This window comes from Glaciecola sp. G7-5, from assembly GCF_055808975.1.
Genome location: NZ_CM147892.1, coordinates 1,430,314 through 1,448,460, shown reverse-complemented (window position 1 = coordinate 1,448,460; position 18,147 = coordinate 1,430,314). Strand labels below are relative to the sequence as shown.

Genomic DNA, 18,147 nt, shown 5'->3' with positions numbered 1-18,147 from the left:
GCGAATGGCTTTAAGCGGAGGTGACGCATGAAGCTTCAACGATCCGTCACATCCATATGGGTTAAGAGAAAATCATCGCACGAATCAAGTTTTTGCGAAGCCAGAGCGAGACTAGAATAACCGCTGTGACATGGATACATACCACAACAAAGGTGAATTCAACGGCTAATTCGTGCCACTGATCGACGTCATTTTCAAAACCCCAGTCAGTGTCCATTCCCCAGCCGGTTAATGCACTAGTAATAAGCCCAGTCCAAAGCGCATAAATGGCAACGGCGCCAAACGGATTGTGTCCAACACGCTGCTTTGGTGTTCTGGTTTTTAACTCAGTGAGATGTTGCTTAGTCGCGCCAAGTGTTGGCACAAAGTCACGCAAACGATTAGGGCCTTTCGCAAAAGTAAGCCCCCAAAGTAAGCGCGCGATCACAAGGCCTAATAAAACCCAGCCTACATTTTCATGTATCTCAGAGCCCTCTTCGGTGAAGAAATAGTTACTTATGAAAAGCGCCGCTACTGACCAATGTACTAAGCGTACTAGCCAGTCCCAGCCGATAGAAGCGCTTTTGACTGTACTATTTTTAGTGGTCATCTTCTATGTCGAGTTCTTTATGAAAATGTTTCTTGTCTGCACCCAACTTTTTTTGCACTTCACGGCCACTGGTTATTTCACCGCTATCAACAGCAGCAATAAGCTTATCTATATTTTCCACAAAGGTGTCCATACCTTTTTGATATTTGGTGAACTCTGCAGTACCGGCTTTCATAACGCTTGGCACTTCTTCACGGTTTTTAAGCGCAATAACTCTTATTTTTTCGAGTGACTCTATAATGTCTTGGCTGTTATCAGCTTTGCGCAAACTACGCAAAGAGCGGCCGATATCTTTGAAGTTTTTAGAAACGACGCTATTTTCGTCTGGTACTTTTGCAAATACTGCGTTTGAAAAGCTAAAAGTGGAGAAAATTAGGACTAGTGTTACAAGGCTGACTACATATTTCATAGGGTTGGTTCTCAAGTAATGATAATGATTAAGTGTTTGTGTGTAAAAAAACAATTTCAAAAAGTTATTGGCTACCTAGGGTGTAAAACCAATGGCCACTAACTCTTTCAAACTGCGATGGTAAATCTTGCCGTTAGCATAACTAATAGAATTGAGACTCCAGGTTTCACCTGATGGACCCAAATCATTAATCGCTAACACTGCTGATGCATCTAACACAGGCGCATTTGCCTTAATCGCGTATGTTATTCCTAGTGTGGTATGGAAAAACAAAGTGCCATTAATATTGCTCGGGCTTCCCCAGAACACCGGAAAGGTGGCGCCATCACTTCTTGAACGGGCATTTCCTGCTGTTTCTTTGCCTTGGCTATTTAGGGTACTTGTTTTCACTTCAACGCCGTATATAAACTCGTCAGGCTGCCCTGGTTTTCTGATAACGCTGACTGGTAACTCTAAATACTCAGTTTTACCTGTTGCAATGTGAACTCGACCAATCGAATGGGATGGACCTGCTTTACCCTTAGGATGTGCTCGTTTATTGCGCGTGTGGGCGGTGCTGGTTAAAAAATAATGGTAACCCTCAGCAACGATGTTGGTATGCCACGCGGGGTAAACATACATATAGTTTTCAGGGCCCGCATTTACCCTTGGCGACCAGTCACGCATGTCTCTAATATTCACGTTCTCATAAAGGCGATGTTCATTTTTAGATATATCCCAGGGGCGATAATCTACATTGTTTATCATCGACGTTTTTGCCAACATCTTGCCATTTTCAGCATCTATCACCACATGAGATTCTTCAGGGTTTAAATTAAACATATAGGCATGTTTTTTGTTCCAATGCATAACCCAAAGCACTTGCCAAGCATGAGTGTTACCAAGAACTTCGCCTTCGGCTAATTCACGCCCGTCGTTATCTGTGCGTGGTTCAAAACGCCATATGGTTTTGCCAGCCTCGCCTTCTGCTAAGCTAACTAGGCTTAAGCCGATAGGGCGTTCAGGAACACCGTGATGGCCGCCTCGTCCGGTCATGATAGCCGGTCGTCCATCTGGGGCAAAACCAAAGACTGAGGTTGTATAAGTCGTGGTGCCATCTTGGGCTTCCCACAGTGTTTGCCCTGTGTTTATATCTATACCGCGAAGATAATTCCAACCAAAAAATTCTTCAGGATTACCGTCGCGAGGTTCAACGTTAACTACCACGCCATTATATAAAATAGGCTCATGTTGTTTGTTAAAAGGATAAGGAGGCCGTCCCCAAGGTTTCCATTCACGCCGCCAAACTTCGTTACCATCAAAATCAAAGGCAGCCATTACGCCGCTGGCATTGGTAAAAACAACCAAGTTACCGTCGGTCACGGGTGTAGGCGTGGTGGAGTCTGAATAGGCGTAAAGCATGGGACTTTTGACAGAACCTGGCAGTTGTACTGTCCATAAGATTTCACCGGTAGCCGCGTCTACAGCGTGCCCACTGATATCGGCGCTCATCAATTCATCGCCACCGGTGTCTTTTGTATAGGTAGTTAGAAAAAGACGGTCGCCCCAAACGGCTATGCCGCTTTGGCCACCATTTGGTAGGGGTGTGCGCCATAGAATATTTTCGTTTCGAGCTACACTCCAACTGTTAGGAGCAGCTGGCCCTGTGCCAGCCCAGCTATGCTGAGGGCCTGCGGCTTGCGGCCAATTTTGGCTATCGCTAAGCGATGAGTTTGGTAAGTGCTTACAACTGAATATCGCGGTAACAACAATTACAGCAATCGATAATCTTATTATACTACGAAGTGATCTGAACACCTTAACTTTCCCCAAATTCCTAAGCATTTAAATAACATTCCCATGTTCAAAAATATTGGTACTGGGGCAGACACTGTCCAGTCTTGGCTTATTGCTGAAGCTACTCATCATCACTGCGGCTGCGGCTCAAAATGGTTAATCTTCATCATTGGGCCTCTTTGTGTTTAATTTCGCCTATCACACCAAACTATAAACTTTTAGTTAAACTCATTCTTAAATGCGTTTATATATATAATATAACACTATTTCTAGATAATGGAATATAGTAGATTAAACAAGATTTAGCAAATTTGCTGTTTACAAGGCCAAGTGCCCGCTAACAATCCGCGAAACTTGTATTAGGTCGTTGTTATTTAGAAAACACTTTAATGAAGTGCTCCAACTCCAATCTCGATTTTGGATTTGCCTCATCTAACCACCCTTTTGCATGTTTAGGTATGTGTTCATGAGACTTCTTTGGGTCGTCAAAAGCGTAGTATTGCAACATGCTCGCAAAGGCATCTTGTTGCGCCTTAGGTAAATGGCGAAATGCCTGCATCGCATGCAATATCGCAGCTAAGGGCTTTGCTGTGCCTAAATCGCTATCGTTCCACCAATAATTTACCAATATATTGAAACTAGAAAGCGATTGAACGTGATGCCACCACGGTGTAGGAATATAAATTGCGTCACCGGGCTCTAGTTCAATTGATAAGGCATTTGCATAAGCTTTGGCGTATTTAGGATGTTGTTTTAAATCTGGCTCAAGAATATTTACTAAGCTTATTGCTTGTCCAGCTGGTGTGAATTCTAAGGGCCCAATATATAAATTTTCAGTTTGTTGAGGAGGGAACAGCGTAAAGCGGCGCTTGCCTGCTACGACTACCGCAATATTGTCTGACTCATCAAAGTGGGGGGCAACTACAACTTTATTTCCAAACCAAATAAACGGGGTCAAGGTATTTTCAACAAGCGGGTTATGTATCTGCGCTAGTAATTTTTCAAAATATTTTTCTATTGGCACACATTGCGCTGCATAGTCGGCATTATGCGAATCGCTAAGCATTCGCGCTAGGCATTTTTCCAAAGGTAATTGTGCTACCCCAAAATTCATTGCAGTCATATCTTGATTGTAAAACATGCGGCTTTTTTCTGTTTTAGGAATACGACTTAAAGACATCGCTTTGCTCAGACTACTGGCACATGAGGTCAAATAGCTATGCATATCTTGTTGACTATTTGCCGCTTTAACCGGCTCCCAGCTTGAGGCAAACCCTTTCATAACAAAAGGCATACCTTTAGGCTTAAGCTCTTGCTCAAACTGTGTTTTTGTCACCTTGCTATATATGTCAGGTGCCGGCAACTTGCTTAAATCAAATGTCACTATTGCTCTCTAATAATGGTTATTGTTTTAATCTAAAAACAGAGTGTATTGGATTTTAAATTGTATTGCTAAACTTTGGGTTGCGTTCTCGCAATTAGATAATCGCAGTCAACCGTTGACGACATTGAATCTCACGCAAGTTAGTTAGATAAACAAAGGGCAATTTGCTTGGACCAATTGAAAAAGCCCGCTAAACTTATGCTTAGCGGGCTTAGGTCACTTAGTTGATTTTACTTAGGACAGATCAAAGCGGTCTGCATTCATTACTTTTACCCAAGCTTTAACGAAGTCTTCTACAAATTTAACTTTGTTGTCATCTTGTGCATAAACTTCAGCGTAGGAGCGCAAAATTGAGTTTGAACCGAAGACTAAATCAACCCGTGTTGCTGTCCATTTAGTCTCTCCCGTTTTGCGCGCTACAATATTGTATGAATTGCGGCCAGTAGGCTCCCACTTGTAATTCATATCCGTTAAGTTGACAAAGAAATCGTTAGTTAGTACGCCAACGTTATCTGTAAAAACACCGTGCTTTGTGTTGCCGTAGTTGGTCCCTAACACGCGCATTCCGCCGACTAATACGGTCATTTCAGGTGCAGTCAAACCAAGAAGCTGGCTCTTATCTAGCATGAGTTCCTCTGGTTGGACCGTGTAGTTCTTTTTCAACCAATTACGAAATGCATCATGTATGGGCTCCAATACTTCAAAGGATGGCACATCAGTTTGCTCATCTGTGGCATCACCTCGTCCAGGGGTAAAGGGCACTTGTATATCAACGCCCGCTGCTTGAGCTGCTTGTTCAACAGCCGTGCTACCCGCAAGTACAATCAAATCTGCGATGCTAACTTCTTTTGCAAAATCCGCTTGAATATTTTCAAGGGCGCTGAGTACTTTTTGAAGGCGCTCAGGTTCGTTACCTTGCCAATCTTTTTGAGGCGCTAATCGAATACGCGCACCATTTGCGCCTCCTCGATAGTCAGAGCCTCGGAAAGTACGAGCACTGTCCCATGCTGTCGCAATCAAATCAGATGCAGGTATTTCAGTGGCAAGTATTTTTGTTTTTAGGCTAGCCACATCACTATCTGTTAACTCTGCTTTTGGTGCTGGCACTGGATCTTGCCAAATTAAATCCTCTTTTGGCGCATCAGCCCCTAAATAACGACTTTTTGGTCCTAGATCGCGATGGGTTAATTTAAACCAAGCGCGAGCAAAGACTTCTGAGAAATATTCAGGGTCATTGTAAAAACGCTCTGAAATTTTGCGATATTCAGGGTCCATTTTCATTGCCATATCAGCGTCAGTCATGATTGGGTTGTGACGAATTGAAGGGTCTTCAGCATCCACTGGTTTATCTTCTTCTTTTATGTCAATTGGCTCCCACTGCCATGCTCCTGCTGGACTCTTTTTCAATTCCCAGTCATAAGTTAATAGCAGGTAAAAATAGCCGTTATCCCACTGAGTTGGATTGGTTGTCCAAGCGCCTTCTAGGCCGCTGGTGACTGTGTCACGGCCAATGCCGCGGGTTTTGTGATTGTTCCAGCCTAAACCTTGTTCTTGGAGTTCGCCCGCTTCTGGCTCACCGCCTAGATTTTCAGCGCTGCCATTTCCATGGCATTTACCCACGGTATGGCCGCCCGCTGTTAGGGCAACGGTTTCTTCATCGTTCATCGCCATGCGCTCAAAGGTAACACGCACATCGTGGGCCGTTCTCAAGGGGTCAGGTTTACCATCAACACCTTCGGGATTAACGTATATTAAGCCCATCATTACCGCTGCGAGTGGGTTTTCTAAATCACGTTCACCCGAGTAGCGACTGTTCTCAGAGTCTGATGTTGCTAGCCACTCTTGCTCAGAACCCCAATAGATGTCTTTCTCAGGATGCCATACATCTTTGCGTCCACCGGCAAAACCAAAGGTTTTTAAGCCCATCGATTCATAGGCTATCGTCCCAGCTAGGATGATTAAATCAGCCCATGACAACTTGTTGCCATATTTTTGCTTGATCGGCCACAGTAGTCGACGTGCTTTATCTAAATTAGCGTTGTCTGGCCAGCTATTTATTGGCGCAAAACGTTGATTACCCGTTGCTGCACCGCCACGACCATCAGCTATACGGTAGGTACCTGCGCTATGCCATGCCATACGGATCATTAGGCCACCATAGTGTCCCCAATCTGATGGCCACCAATCTTGGCTACTTGTCATAAAGTCTTTTAGGTCGTTTTTTACAGCTTCTAGGTCAAGAGTTTTAAAAGCCTCTGCATAGTCAAAGTCAGTCCCTAAGGGGTCTGTTTTGCTATCGTGCTGATGTAATATGTCGAGGTTGAGTGCTTTTGGCCACCAGTTCTTTTCATTGGTGGCTGCAGATGTGTTTCCACCGTGCATTACTGGGCATTTTCCGCCTGTGTCGTTTTGATTTGTACTCATAATTTAATCCTTTTTCATCGCTTGTTCTGAATCAGCTTAACAAGCTTTACCTTGGTTAACTTGTATTGATACTAGACCCCAACACGAATAAGGTACAACGACTTTTAACGATAGCGTTAATCGCTTTTTTAAATTAGGTGCTAGTTCAGACTGAGAAGTTAGATAAAGTATGCAGAACTGAATTGAACGAGCGTAAAAACAAAGTGTTATTGATTAACAAAGGCGAAACTTAGTTAAGTCTCGCCAATGCTTTTAATAGGAGTGAGTGTTTTACAGATTCTTAAGTTTTGACTTACCTTGTCCCGATTGCTTACTAGAATGGGAAATGAATCGACAACACAATAAAAGTCGAGGCAAGAAGCAGTATTTTCAGCATTAATGGCGCAATAAATTTTAACCAAGCAATATACGGGACTCTGCCAAGTGCTAAGCCTCCCATAAGTAGCGCACTGGTGGGTACAAACATGTTAGTAAAACCATCCCCAAACTGAAAAGCCAGTACCGCGGTTTGCTGCGGCACGCCGGTTAAAGTAGCTAAGGGTGACATAATAGGCATGGTGACAAAAGCTTGGCCAGAGCCCGAAGGAATAAAGAAATTACAAATGGATTGAACCAATAACATGCCTACGCCAGACACTTCTGCCGGCAAACCATCGAGAAGCTGAGCTGTACTTTGAACCACACTATCGAGTATTTGCCCGTCAGTCATGACGACTGCTATTGCGCGAGCGAAACCAACTAATAGCGCAGCGCCAATCATACCTTTCGCGCCATTTAAAAAAGCATCACTGGTATTTACTGCGCCAATCCTGCCAATGATGGCAGCTAACAAACCAATGCCAAGAAAGACGGTATTTAATTCCATTATATACCAGCCATACTCTGCCGCTCCCCACACAAAAAGCGCAATACCGGCAACAAACACCAACAGGATGGCGGTCCTTGTCGCTGTCATTTTAATATCTTCAGGGGGTTTAAAGCCGTCATCGTAATTAACATCGGCAACTAGGCTTGTGCTTGGGTCTGCCTTTACACGCTTTGCATATCGATAGGTATGATGAAATCCCAAAGCTAAAAAGGCGATCATCATTAAAACACGTATTTCCCAGCCCGAGGTTAAGGGTACGCCTGCTATATTCTGAGCAATTAACACATTAAACGGATTAATACCAGCACAGCCCCAACCTATACCGTAAGGTATCCACACCATGGCCATCGCAACCATGGCATCCATACGCATTGCCAACGCCATCGAAACCAGTATTGGTATTAAAGGCACATATTCTTCCCCCATACCAATAGTAAAGGAGCCAAAGCCAAACATAGCGAAACAGCCAATAATTAGCAGACTTGGGTTATGCCCCATTTTATGAACCGCAGACATTAAGGCGGCATCAATCGCGCCGGTTTTTCTTAATATCTCAATCACGCCGCCCACAATGAATATCAAAAAGATGATGTCTTGGGCATCCGCTAAGCCCTTAGTCACTGCATTTAAAAAATGCCACACAGGAAGGCTAACCTGCTTTTCCTCTGGTAATACTTGGTAGGTACCAGCAACGACTATTTCTCTGCTCGGGTTATCAGCAAAAGGCTGGCGCTCAAAGCTACCCTGCGGCACTAAATACGAAAGCAGTTGAGCAAAAACAATAAATGAAAAAATCAGCACTAATGAGTCAATTTTTATACCGGACGATTTCATATTGTATGCGAGCCTTTACTATAGGTGATTGCTGTACTATGCAATTTATAGCTATTCTGATTGATAAGCAAATAAACGAGGGATAGCTGCTTCTTACAACCGAGGCAGGCTAACTCTGACCTTCAGACCACCACCTTCACGGTTATATAAGGCGATATTGCCATGGTGAGCGTCTATTATTTCGCGGCATAATGCGAGCCCTAAACCACTGCCACTGGCTTTGGTTGAATAGAATGGAATAAGTACACTATTAAGGCGTGACTCGGCAATGCCTTTGCCGCGGTCAGTGACGATAATCACCGTGTCTTTTGCGCGAACGTTAACTTCTACCATTATTTTATCAACTGCCGTTTCAGACTCGTGGGCGTTCTTAATTAGGTTGATGAGTAATTGCTCGAGTTGCGCTGGGTCAGCGTAAATAGTACTCACATCATTATTTACATAGGTAAATTCCCATTGCTGAGCTAATTGTTCGAAAAGCGCCTTGCACGCTATCGCTTCGACTTTAGGTTCGGGGATTTTTGCAAATTTGCCATAGCCCTGCACAAAATCACTTAGGTGTTTTATGCGTTCGTCTATGGTTTCAAATACCCTTGCGAGGCGGTCTTCATCAACTTGCATGCTTAAGATGCGGCCACTGTGCAGCATCGACGAAATAGGTCCCAATGAATTATTAAGTTCGTGGCTTATAACGCGAATGACCTTTTTCCACACCGTTACCTCTTGGCGACTGAGTTCACGCGTCATTTGTTTTAACATATAAAGTGTATGGGATTGATTGTTAAGTAAAAATCGCCCCGTAGACATGTGCCATGTTTCAGCTTCTTGATCTTCTTTGACTAAACTGAACAAGCCCTCTTTGTTCTCTTCTATCGCGGTTTGTGTACCCTTGGGTGCGTTAACGTATAACTCGCCTATGTCGCGCCCTTCTAATCCTGTTTTTATTTGGAAAAATCGTCTTGCGGCAATATTGCTAAAGACCACTTGTCCAAGGTCGTTTATTAAAAATAAGACTTCTGGCGAACTTTGGGTAATTTTATCGAGTAATAATTCTCGTTGAGATAACCAGTGCTTTTCTTGTCTTAGTTTTTCCACCGTTTGGTTATACAGCTCGCACATATGGCCAAGCTCGTCTTTGTTGTCGTACTTTAAGGTGGTAGAAAACTCGCCATCTTTAAGGTTCAGCAAGCCCGTTTCTAAGGCGCTAAGGCCTTCGTATAAATCTCTAAATAAGTAGCGCAACAACAAAAAACAGATAAATATAACGACAGCAGCAAAGGCGCATTTTTCCAAAAGTGGCCAATCTAGGAACCAAAAAATGGGCATAAGCGATAAGCCGCAACAAAGCGAAGTGATTAACCAAATTCGCGTGACTATGTTTATATTTTTCAATACTCGATTCCGTGTTTATTTAGGCGGCGGTACAAGGCTTGGCGGCTAAGACCAAACTGGCGAGCAACGCGGGCAATCACGCCTTCGTGCTCTCGCATAGCGGCCTCTAATTGCGCTTTATTTGGCTGTTCGATGCTAATAGCGGGCGCACTCACATTAAAGCCGGTATTGTCGTTAAAGGCAAAATCGTCTGCTTCAATAATGCCTGCCGGTTTTAACACCGCAACACGTTTACATGCGTTTTCGAGCTCTCGCACATTGCCTGGCCAAGTATGACTTAGTAGCGCATTTTCAGCTGAATGGCTTAAGCTTCGCTCTCTTAAAAAGTGCTTAACCAAAGGCATAATATCGTCTTTGCGCATCGCCAAAGAAGGCAACTGTAGTTCCACCACGTTTAATCGATAATATAAATCTTCCCTAAAAGTACCCGCCTCAATCGCCTCTTGAAGCTGGGCATTAGTAGCCGATATCACTCTAACATTTACTTGCAAGGTATTTACTGAACCTAAGCGTTCAAACTGTCCGGTTTGCAGCACGCGCAGTAATTTAGTTTGTCCTGAGTACGAAAGTGTTCCAATTTCATCTAAAAATAAGGTGCCACCATCAGCAGCCTCAAAACGCCCTACCCGTAATTTAGTTGCCCCGGTATATGCCCCAGGCTCCGCGCCAAATAGTTCAGCTTCAATTAAATCCGCCGGTAATGCAGCGCAGTTAACTTTAATAAAAGGCTTGTCGCAAAGCGGGGATTGGGTTTGGATAACTTCGGCTATTTTTTCTTTACCAGAGCCATTAGGGCCTGTAATAAGCACAGAAATATCAGACTTTGCCACTTGAATTGCCATGTCTATCACGCGCTGCATAGCGGTACTTGCATAGACTAGACCCGCTGTGGCGGCGGCAGATTTTGTTGGGGCTACTTGTGCTTCATGACGGGCTAACACATCGGTTTTTTCGCGGGTTTTGCCTAGTTCAATTAAATTGCCAATACTGGTTAGCAGCTTTTGGTCATCCCAAGGCTTGGCTATATAATCGGCAGCGCCGGCTTTCACCAAGGCAATGGCTTGTTCTAAATCAGTCCATGCGGTAATCAAAATAATAGGTAAATGTGGATTAAGTGCGCGCAAATCTTTAAACAGTTTGGCGCCCTCTTCCCCTGAGGTTGTATCATTTGTGAAATTCATATCTTGAATCACCAACGACACGCGCAGTTGATTGACCAACTGTACAGCTTGTTCTGGCGACGTTGTAGTAACAACATCATAGCCATGTATTTCAAGCAATAATGACAAAGCTTGCAATACTGCGGTGGTGTCATCAACGATGAGAATTTTATCCATAATACTTCTTAAATCTAACAGTGTTCGACGCCGCTTGGCGTTGATAGAGGAAGCAATTAGCCTGTCATTACTTCCTATTGATTAACTAAAAAATAGCTTAAATACTGCGCGTAGCGACGCTGGGCGAAATGTTTGCAGCGCGGTTTGCTGGAAATACTACCGACAACAAACTAAAACTGAAGACAAACACCGCCGTTAGCACAATATACAGATAATCTAACTCGGGTAAAGAGTAGTACTGAAACAGTGCTTGCCCTAAAGCCACCGCACCGGCAACACCAACAAAAAGACCGGCGATGCAAATCAAGGCGTTTTCTACTAAGAAATAATTCACAATGGCTGACTTACGCGCGCCTAAAGCCCTGCGCGTACCAATTTGTTTAGTGCGTTTGTTGATATTAAATACGGTAAGGCCAAATATTCCCAGCGCCGTTACTAACACCAGCACTACAATTAGCACAATCAGCATACGCATCATCAGCACGTCGCCGGCGTTATACTCGGCCTTGTCTTCGTCCATTCCTTGTAAACCAACAATAACTCGCTTGTCGTAATCAGCCAGCATCAGGTCTTCAATTTGACGCATCACTGCGGTTCGGTCTGAGGCATTTGTGCGAACTATAAATTTTTGAAAACTTGTAGTGCGTACCATCGGGAAAACAATCATATTGTCTGAAGAGCGGTCTTTAAGCCAAGGGCCCATCATTTTTTCTACTACGCCGATTATTTTCATCGGGTAAGGGCCAAAATAAATGGTGCTACCTAAACCATTCCCATCAGGAAACATTTCTTCTGAAAAGGCTTTTGTAACAATGCCTACTTTCGGCACATCAGACGGATTATTAGAAAAAATAACCTCGTCGGGAGTGAAGTTTCGGCCTTCAATGATGTTTGCCCCAAAGATTTCAAGCCCTTTGTCGTCGGTCATGGTGTAGGCTGCACGCACACCTTTACTATCAGTTGGATTTGGGTCAAGGTGAAAACTTGACGCCGAGCCACTGCCACTTAAGGGAACATCACTAATTAAACTCGCATTAGTCACGCCAGGAATGTTGCGCAACAACGTCGTGTTCTCTATCAGCTTTTGGCTTAAATCAATATCTTTACCGTAGGTCATCACCGCAAAGCTAAAGATTTCTTCTTCAGGGTACCCGGTCTCTTGAGACAAGTAGTCAACTTTATCTTTAATGATAAAGGCCGCGTTACTCACAATAGCCGTGGTGATGGCAATTTGAATTAGTAACATCATCGCGCCCGCTTTTGAACGACGCAAGGCATTAAATATAGGTTTAATTTCTAACATGTGCATGCGCTCCTATTGGGTTTTTAAGTATAAGGCAGGGGTGGTTCTACACACCAACCAAGCGGGATAAAGTCCGGCAATAATGCAAGCCGAGATTGCAATCAGCGGCGCGGCCAACAGCATGCTTAGGTCCATGGTCGCAAGCGCGCTATAGTAACTGTAGGATTGACGTACGCCCCAAAGGCCAAGTTGAGCGATACAAATACCCAGTATGCCGCCAAAAAAGCCTAGTGCTGAGACTTCCACTAAATGCTGCAAGAAGATATCGCGCTTACTCGCGCCTAATGCTCGGCGAACCCCAACCTCAGGTGCTCGGCGTAAAAACTTGCCAAGTAAGAGACCTAAGATATTAGCCAAACACACGACTAGAAACATAAAGCTCAAACCAACCAGTATACGGTTTTCTTCAGATACCACATTGTTGTACTTAAGCCAGTCATTTACATTACGTAAGCCAAAGGCTATTTTTTCGCGGGTGTATCGCCCTAGCTTGCCTTGTTCAGTTAAGTAGTTAGTTAAATATTCACGGTATTGCGCTTCTTGCTGAGGACTGTCTATTTCTGCCCAAAATTGAAACCAAAATAACTCTGCATTTAAGCGATCTTCAAAGGTATTAATGTCTTCGAACTTCCAGCCATTAGTGTTCCCCCATGTATCCAATTCTTTAGCAACCACCTGAGTTACCGGCATAAAAACGTTTTCAGGTTGATTAAAAGCACCGTTAGTTAAATCATAATATTTTGTGTGGATGTTCCAATTTTTAATCACGCCTACTATTTGAAAGCTCGCGTCGTCTAAATATATTTCTTTACCGACTGAATTTTCGCCGCCAAATAATTTGTCATTTAATTCTTCGGAGATCACAATCACAGGAGCTGCGCCTTGCTCTTGTTCTACGCTCCATGTATCACCATAAATAAAGCCTAGGTCAAACATCGCAAAAAAGTCGCGGCCAGTTAGTCGCGTTGCTTCTAAAAACGGTTTTACGCGGTCAGAATTCATGTGCACGGTAAAACCACTTCGCACTGATGGTACTTTACGCGCAGGGATAGGGGCCTGATAAAGTGCCATCGCATCTTTGTAGGTAATTTGCTGGGGCAAGTCGTCTTCAGTCCACCAAGTATTGCCGTCATCCATTGTGTTTAGTTGCACAGCAAATAACTTATCGCTTTTTTGTGGGATTGGGTCCATCGACATCATATGGAAAACCGATAAACTGGTCATGGTGATACCAATGCCAACCGCGATGGCCATTACCATTAACCCCGACACTAAGGGCGTGCGTTTAAAGCTACGCCATGCTAAATCAATATAATGAAGAAACATGCTACACCTCCTGAGCGACTGGCGAACTGAATGCTTCGCTAGCAGCACCTTCAGGCACAACAACGCCACTTTCGCGGCTTTGATAAAGGGTGAAATCAGCCAATTGGCCATCAACAACTTGGATATTTCGCGGCGCACGTCGTGCCAGTTCAGGATCATGGGTTACCATTATAATGGTGGCACCGTCTTTGTTGATGTCTTCAAGTAGCTCCATTACTTGGCGTGCCATTAAACTGTCAAGGTTACCTGTTGGTTCATCGGCCAATAAAAAGCGTGGCTGCCCTGCTAGTGCTCTGGCAATGGCGACGCGCTGCTGTTGTCCACCCGATAGTTGCTGAGGAAGGTGTTTGGCGCGGCTGCCTAAACCTACTTTTTCTAAACAGTCCTCAATGCGGCGTTTGCGTTCTGCTGCTTTTATGCCGCGATAGCGTAAAGGCACTTCTACGTTTTCAAATAGGTTTAAGTCAGGAATAAGGTTAAAACCCTGAAATATAAAACCAATTTTTTGATTACGTAAGTCAGCTCGCTGGTTATCAGTCAACTTACCCACATTCACATCATCTAGCATGTATTCACCACCGGTAAAATTCTCAAGCATGCCGGCGATGTTTAAAAAGGTCGTTTTGCCCGAACCAGAAGGGCCAGTCACAGCGATAAACTCACCCTCTTCTACATTTAAGGTAAAGTCGCGTAGGGCATGAGTTTGGACTTTTTCGGTTTGATATACTTTGGCGATATTTTTCATTGATAACATTGAATGCTTCCTTTTATTTTTTACGTCTTGCGTTGTGTTCGTTTTAATTAGCGCCTAATTAAGTAGCACTGATTCTGAATCTTTAAATTCGTCGTAATTTGAAATAATTATTTGATCGTTAGCGCTTAAGCCGCTGAGTATTTCAACTTCACGCATGCTAGTCGCCCCTATTTGGATAGGCACGCGAGTGGCCACTTGGCCCTCCACTTTGTAGGCAACAAAGCCACCGGCTTGTACAAAGCTTCCTCGGCGTACTTTCAATACTTGCGACTTGTTTTCGAGTAACACTCGCGCCGTTACTTGTTGGTTTTGGCGAATCCCTTGAATATCTTTTTGATTGAAGCGGACACGTGTGGTTACTTCGCGGTTAGTGACCTCGGGCGAAATACCGGATAGTTTGCCAAGCAACACTTGATTACCCAGCGTAATTTCTACATCCATACCCAAGCCCAACTCATTGGCGTAGCTTTCTGCGACGTTTAATTCGGCTTCATAGGCACTTAAATCAACCAATGTCATTAACGCTTGGTTTTGGTTAACCAGTGCACGTTGTTGTACAAGCAAATTGCCCACAACACCGTCAACACTCGCGAGAATATTGAGTTCACCGGTTTTACGTTCTAATTCTTCAAGCACTAAAGACTGACGGGCAACGGTGCTGCGGGCGCTGTCGAGCTCGAACGCGAGAGTGTCTTTGGCGAGCGAGACTTCTTCTTTAGCATGCTTGAAAGTCAGTTTTGCGCGCGCTAAGTCATCGACGGCTTTTTCTAGGTCAATCTGGCTAATTAGATTATTCACAATAGAGGCTTGCGCTCGGCGTTCCTCACGCATTGCTGCTTGTAAATCAACCTCTGACAAATCAAGTAACTTTGTTAATTGTAAGGTTTGACGACGTGCATCTAATTCGCTTCTTGCCAGCTCTCCTTTTAAACGCTCCATTTCTGAACGTTGCTGCTGCAATTGGTTTTGAAGCTCGGGGCTTTCTACCGTGGCGACTAGCTGTCCTATACTAACCTTGTCACCGGCATTCACTTTTAGATTAACAAAACCCTGTTCAGGTGAATACAACTGCGGGGCGTTGGCTGCCACGATGCGCCCTGTAGATAAAACATCGCGTACTAAATCGCCTACTTCTAATGTTGCTACTTGCACTGAGGCACGCTCGATAGAGCGGCTTGCTTTAGGCGACGAAATAAATAGCTTAGCGGCAAAGGAAATAATAATGATGAGCACAATAAAAATAATCCAATTGCGTTTTTTAGAAGACGAGGTCGTAATTTCAACGTCTGTTGCACTAGTGTCTTGAATCATTGTGGGTTCCTTGAGCGCTATAACTAATATTTTCGTTGTATGTAAAAGCTGTACTAAGAAACAAGTGGTGTTTCGAAGTAGGAAATAAGCCAGGCCATAATTAGCACGGTAAGGGGCGAAATAAGAAAATAAACAATCATAACTTGTTCCTTTTTAGTGTTGAGTTATTGCCATAGCAAACTGAGCTATTGCCATTGTCACTGATATAGTTGAATTGTTTGCGAATACCATGCCAACAACTATCCTATTGTAATAACTGAATTTTTTATGTATTTCGGTTTATTTATTGTGTCCGCGGACATAAAAAGTGTCCGCAGCGGACACTTTCTATCAAACAGCTGTGCTTAAGCATTAGTACATAAAATGTACATTTATCCATGACAAAACAACTGATTCTGTTGTAATTGCGCCGTAACGCGTTAGAATTGCGCGAATTATTCATCCTCCAAATCACGTGAGCTCGTTTTTGATTACTTTGATAAAAAATGCCAATGTTTATACGCCTGTGCAAAGCGGCTTAAAACATGTGCTTATTGCTCATGACAAGATAGTCTCGATCACAGCGCAGTGTCCCGACATTGGCATAGAGCACGAGGTAGTTGACGCCCAAGGCTGCGCATTAATCCCTGGGTTTATTGACGGTCATACACATCTTACGGGCGGCGGCGGTGAAGCAGGTTTTTCAACCCGCGTACCTCCTGTTCCCTTAAGTAAATTTACGAGTGCCGGCGTTACTACCGCTGTCGGCCTGCTAGGTACTGACGACGTAACACGTTCTACCGAATCACTTGTGGCGCAAGTATATGCGCTGCGTGAAGAGGGCTTTTCGGCATATTGTTACACCGGTGGTTATCACCTACCGCCAACCACCTTGACTGGCTCAGTTCAGCGCGACATCGTGTTTATTGAGCCTGTGATTGGCGTTGGCGAACTAGCCATTAGCGATCACCGTTCAAGCCAACCGACCCTTAACGAATTACTTAAAATAGCCTCCCAAGCTCATGTGGCACGCCTGATGACAGGTAAAGCAGGAATGTTGCATTTGCATTTAGGTGACGGAGCAAAGGGTTTGAGTCTGGTTCGTGAGGCGCTGGAGCATGCTGAAATTCCGCCACGAACTTATAACCCAACCCACATTAACCGGCAAAAATTTCTCTTCGATGAAGCTTGCGATCTGGCTCGCAAGGGTTGTTGGATAGACGTAACCGCATTTGAATCAGGGGATGTGGGCTACGATCCGGGTGAAGCTCTCTTGCGCTACATGGACCGAGACCTGCCCCAAGACAAGCTCACCATTAGCTCTGATGGTGGCGGCTGCCTGCCAGACTTTCATGCCGATGGTAGTCTTAAGAAAATGGACTTTGCGTCGTCGTCGTCAATGACCGCGGTATTTTACGAGCTGTTAGACAACGGTGAAAATATGGCAAATATACTGCCCTTTTTCACCTTAAACGTAGCGCAATTAATGAATTTACATAAAAAAGGACGTATCGAAGTTGGCTGCGACGCCGATATTCTCATCCTTGATAAACATAATCGAATCGAGCATGTGATGGCCATGGGCCGTTGGCATGTTAAATCCAAGCAACAACTACTAAAAGGCACTTTCGAGTAAATATTATGCCCTCTCCAACAATTGAAGGCACCCTTAGAGGATATGTAATTCCTATAGGTGGTGCAGAAGAAAAATTAGATAACCCTGAAATACTGACTAAGTTTGTCGAGCTTTCAGGCGGTAAAGATGCGGTAATTACCATCGTCCCCACGGCCTCTCAGCTAGACGATACAGGCCAGCGTTATCAAAAGATATTTGAAGAAATAGGCGTTAAAAAAACCTATTCTTTACCTATTAATGAGCGCAGCGATGCGCAAAATCCTGATTACGTGAAAACCTTAGAGAAAAGTACTGGGATTTTCGTAACCGGTGGCAATCAGCTAAGGTTATCAACTATCTTAGGCGGCACGCCAATCGCAACGGCTATTCGCCAGCTTAACGCTAAAGGCGTAAACTATGCAGGCACATCGGCGGGCGCTGCGATTGTCTCGCAACATATGATCACCGGTGGTAACACTGGCATAGTCCCAACCGAGGGCGGTGTTAACTTAGCCCCAGGCATGGGCTTAATTAATACTGTTGTGGTTGACCAGCACTTTAACGAACGTAATCGTTTAGCGCGCTTGCTGTCAGCGGTATCCTACAATCCATTTTTAGTAGGCGTTGGTCTTGATGAAAACACCGCGGCCTTTATTGACCACAACAATGTATTTACCGTGGTTGGAAGCGGCGCAATAACCGTAGTAGATCCAAGCGATATCGAATATTCTTCGATGGCCGAGGCCCGCACTGGTGATGCTTTAACTTTGCTAAACCTAAAAGTGCATATACTCGCCTCGGGTAGTCGCTATGATATTGGCGAACGCAAAGCTTACGTGAATTAAA

At 44.2% G+C, this 18,147-nt stretch carries 14 protein-coding genes; 2 read left to right on the top strand and 12 right to left on the bottom strand.

Features of this window, described 5'->3' with window-relative positions:
• Positions 1-61 precede the first annotated feature (61 nt).
• The 12 genes from AC0L6H_RS06255 to AC0L6H_RS06200 form a co-directional block, all read right to left on the bottom strand.
• Positions 62-589 (bottom strand): cytochrome b/b6 domain-containing protein, encoded by a 528-nt coding sequence (locus tag AC0L6H_RS06255; protein ID WP_473393225.1) that lies wholly within the window; start codon positions 587-589, stop codon positions 62-64.
• Entirely contained in the window at positions 579-998 is a 420-nt protein-coding gene (locus AC0L6H_RS06250; protein ID WP_473393223.1) for a cytochrome b562, read from the bottom strand. The genes AC0L6H_RS06255 and AC0L6H_RS06250 overlap by 11 nt, the downstream gene beginning before the upstream one ends.
• Positions 999-1,073: 75 nt before the next feature.
• Positions 1,074-2,795, bottom strand: coding sequence for an outer membrane protein assembly factor BamB family protein (locus AC0L6H_RS06245; protein WP_473393221.1), 1,722 nt, complete (start codon positions 2,793-2,795; stop codon positions 1,074-1,076).
• A 349-nt stretch (positions 2,796-3,144) separates the two neighbouring features.
• Positions 3,145-4,158, bottom strand: a complete 1,014-nt coding sequence (locus tag AC0L6H_RS06240) for a cupin-like domain-containing protein (protein ID WP_473393220.1) — start codon at positions 4,156-4,158, stop codon at positions 3,145-3,147.
• 234 nt (positions 4,159-4,392) lie between these two features.
• A complete protein-coding gene (katG, locus tag AC0L6H_RS06235; protein ID WP_473393218.1) occupies positions 4,393-6,582 on the bottom strand; it encodes a catalase/peroxidase HPI in 2,190 nt (729 codons plus the stop codon).
• Between the two features lie 313 nt (positions 6,583-6,895).
• Positions 6,896-8,284: a YfcC family protein gene (locus AC0L6H_RS06230; RefSeq protein ID WP_473393217.1), complete on the bottom strand. Its 1,389-nt coding sequence runs from the start codon at positions 8,282-8,284 to the stop codon at positions 6,896-6,898.
• A 93-nt stretch (positions 8,285-8,377) separates the two neighbouring features.
• A complete protein-coding gene (locus tag AC0L6H_RS06225) occupies positions 8,378-9,676 on the bottom strand; it encodes a sensor histidine kinase (protein ID WP_473393216.1) in 1,299 nt (432 codons plus the stop codon).
• Entirely contained in the window at positions 9,673-11,013 is a 1,341-nt protein-coding gene (locus AC0L6H_RS06220) for a sigma-54-dependent transcriptional regulator (protein ID WP_473393215.1), read from the bottom strand. Before AC0L6H_RS06220 ends, AC0L6H_RS06225 begins: the two co-directional genes overlap by 4 nt.
• 97 nt (positions 11,014-11,110) lie before the next feature.
• Positions 11,111-12,316, bottom strand: coding sequence for an ABC transporter permease (locus AC0L6H_RS06215; protein WP_473393214.1), 1,206 nt, complete (start codon positions 12,314-12,316; stop codon positions 11,111-11,113).
• Positions 12,317-12,328: 12 nt separating this feature from the next.
• Positions 12,329-13,642: an ABC transporter permease gene (locus AC0L6H_RS06210; protein WP_473393212.1), complete on the bottom strand. Its 1,314-nt coding sequence runs from the start codon at positions 13,640-13,642 to the stop codon at positions 12,329-12,331.
• Position 13,643: 1 nt separating this feature from the next.
• Positions 13,644-14,396, bottom strand: coding sequence for an ABC transporter ATP-binding protein (locus tag AC0L6H_RS06205; RefSeq protein ID WP_473393211.1), 753 nt, complete (start codon positions 14,394-14,396; stop codon positions 13,644-13,646).
• 54 nt (positions 14,397-14,450) lie between these two features.
• On the bottom strand, positions 14,451-15,707 hold the full coding sequence (locus tag AC0L6H_RS06200) for an efflux RND transporter periplasmic adaptor subunit (RefSeq protein WP_473393209.1): 1,257 nt from the start codon (positions 15,705-15,707) through the stop codon (positions 14,451-14,453).
• A 466-nt stretch (positions 15,708-16,173) separates the two neighbouring features.
• Between AC0L6H_RS06200 and iadA the strand changes: the two genes are divergently transcribed.
• Both iadA and AC0L6H_RS06190 read left to right on the top strand, forming a co-directional pair.
• The gene (iadA, locus tag AC0L6H_RS06195; RefSeq protein ID WP_473393208.1) at positions 16,174-17,322 is read left to right on the top strand and encodes a beta-aspartyl-peptidase; all 1,149 of its coding nucleotides are present in this window, start codon (positions 16,174-16,176) and stop codon (positions 17,320-17,322) included.
• 5 nt (positions 17,323-17,327) lie between these two features.
• Entirely contained in the window at positions 17,328-18,146 is an 819-nt protein-coding gene (locus AC0L6H_RS06190) for a cyanophycinase (RefSeq protein ID WP_473393206.1), read from the top strand.
• Position 18,147 lies beyond the last annotated feature (1 nt).

Excerpts from the sequence above, each read along its gene's own strand:
- AC0L6H_RS06255 (WP_473393225.1), bottom strand. The coding sequence starts at position 589 with ATGACCACTAAAAATAGTACAGTCAAAAGCGCTTCTATCGGCTGGGAC.
- AC0L6H_RS06250 (WP_473393223.1), bottom strand. The coding sequence starts at position 998 with ATGAAATATGTAGTCAGCCTTGTAACACTAGTCCTAATTTTCTCCACT.
- katG (WP_473393218.1), bottom strand. The coding sequence starts at position 6,582 with ATGAGTACAAATCAAAACGACACAGGCGGAAAATGCCCAGTAATGCAC.
- AC0L6H_RS06230 (WP_473393217.1), bottom strand. The coding sequence starts at position 8,284 with ATGAAATCGTCCGGTATAAAAATTGACTCATTAGTGCTGATTTTTTCA.
- AC0L6H_RS06220 (WP_473393215.1), bottom strand. The coding sequence starts at position 11,013 with ATGGATAAAATTCTCATCGTTGATGACACCACCGCAGTATTGCAAGCT.
- AC0L6H_RS06215 (WP_473393214.1), bottom strand. The coding sequence starts at position 12,316 with ATGTTAGAAATTAAACCTATATTTAATGCCTTGCGTCGTTCAAAAGCG.
- AC0L6H_RS06210 (WP_473393212.1), bottom strand. The coding sequence starts at position 13,642 with ATGTTTCTTCATTATATTGATTTAGCATGGCGTAGCTTTAAACGCACG.
- AC0L6H_RS06205 (WP_473393211.1), bottom strand. The coding sequence starts at position 14,396 with ATGTTATCAATGAAAAATATCGCCAAAGTATATCAAACCGAAAAAGTC.
- AC0L6H_RS06200 (WP_473393209.1), bottom strand. The coding sequence starts at position 15,707 with ATGATTCAAGACACTAGTGCAACAGACGTTGAAATTACGACCTCGTCT.
- AC0L6H_RS06190 (WP_473393206.1), top strand. The coding sequence starts at position 17,328 with ATGCCCTCTCCAACAATTGAAGGCACCCTTAGAGGATATGTAATTCCT.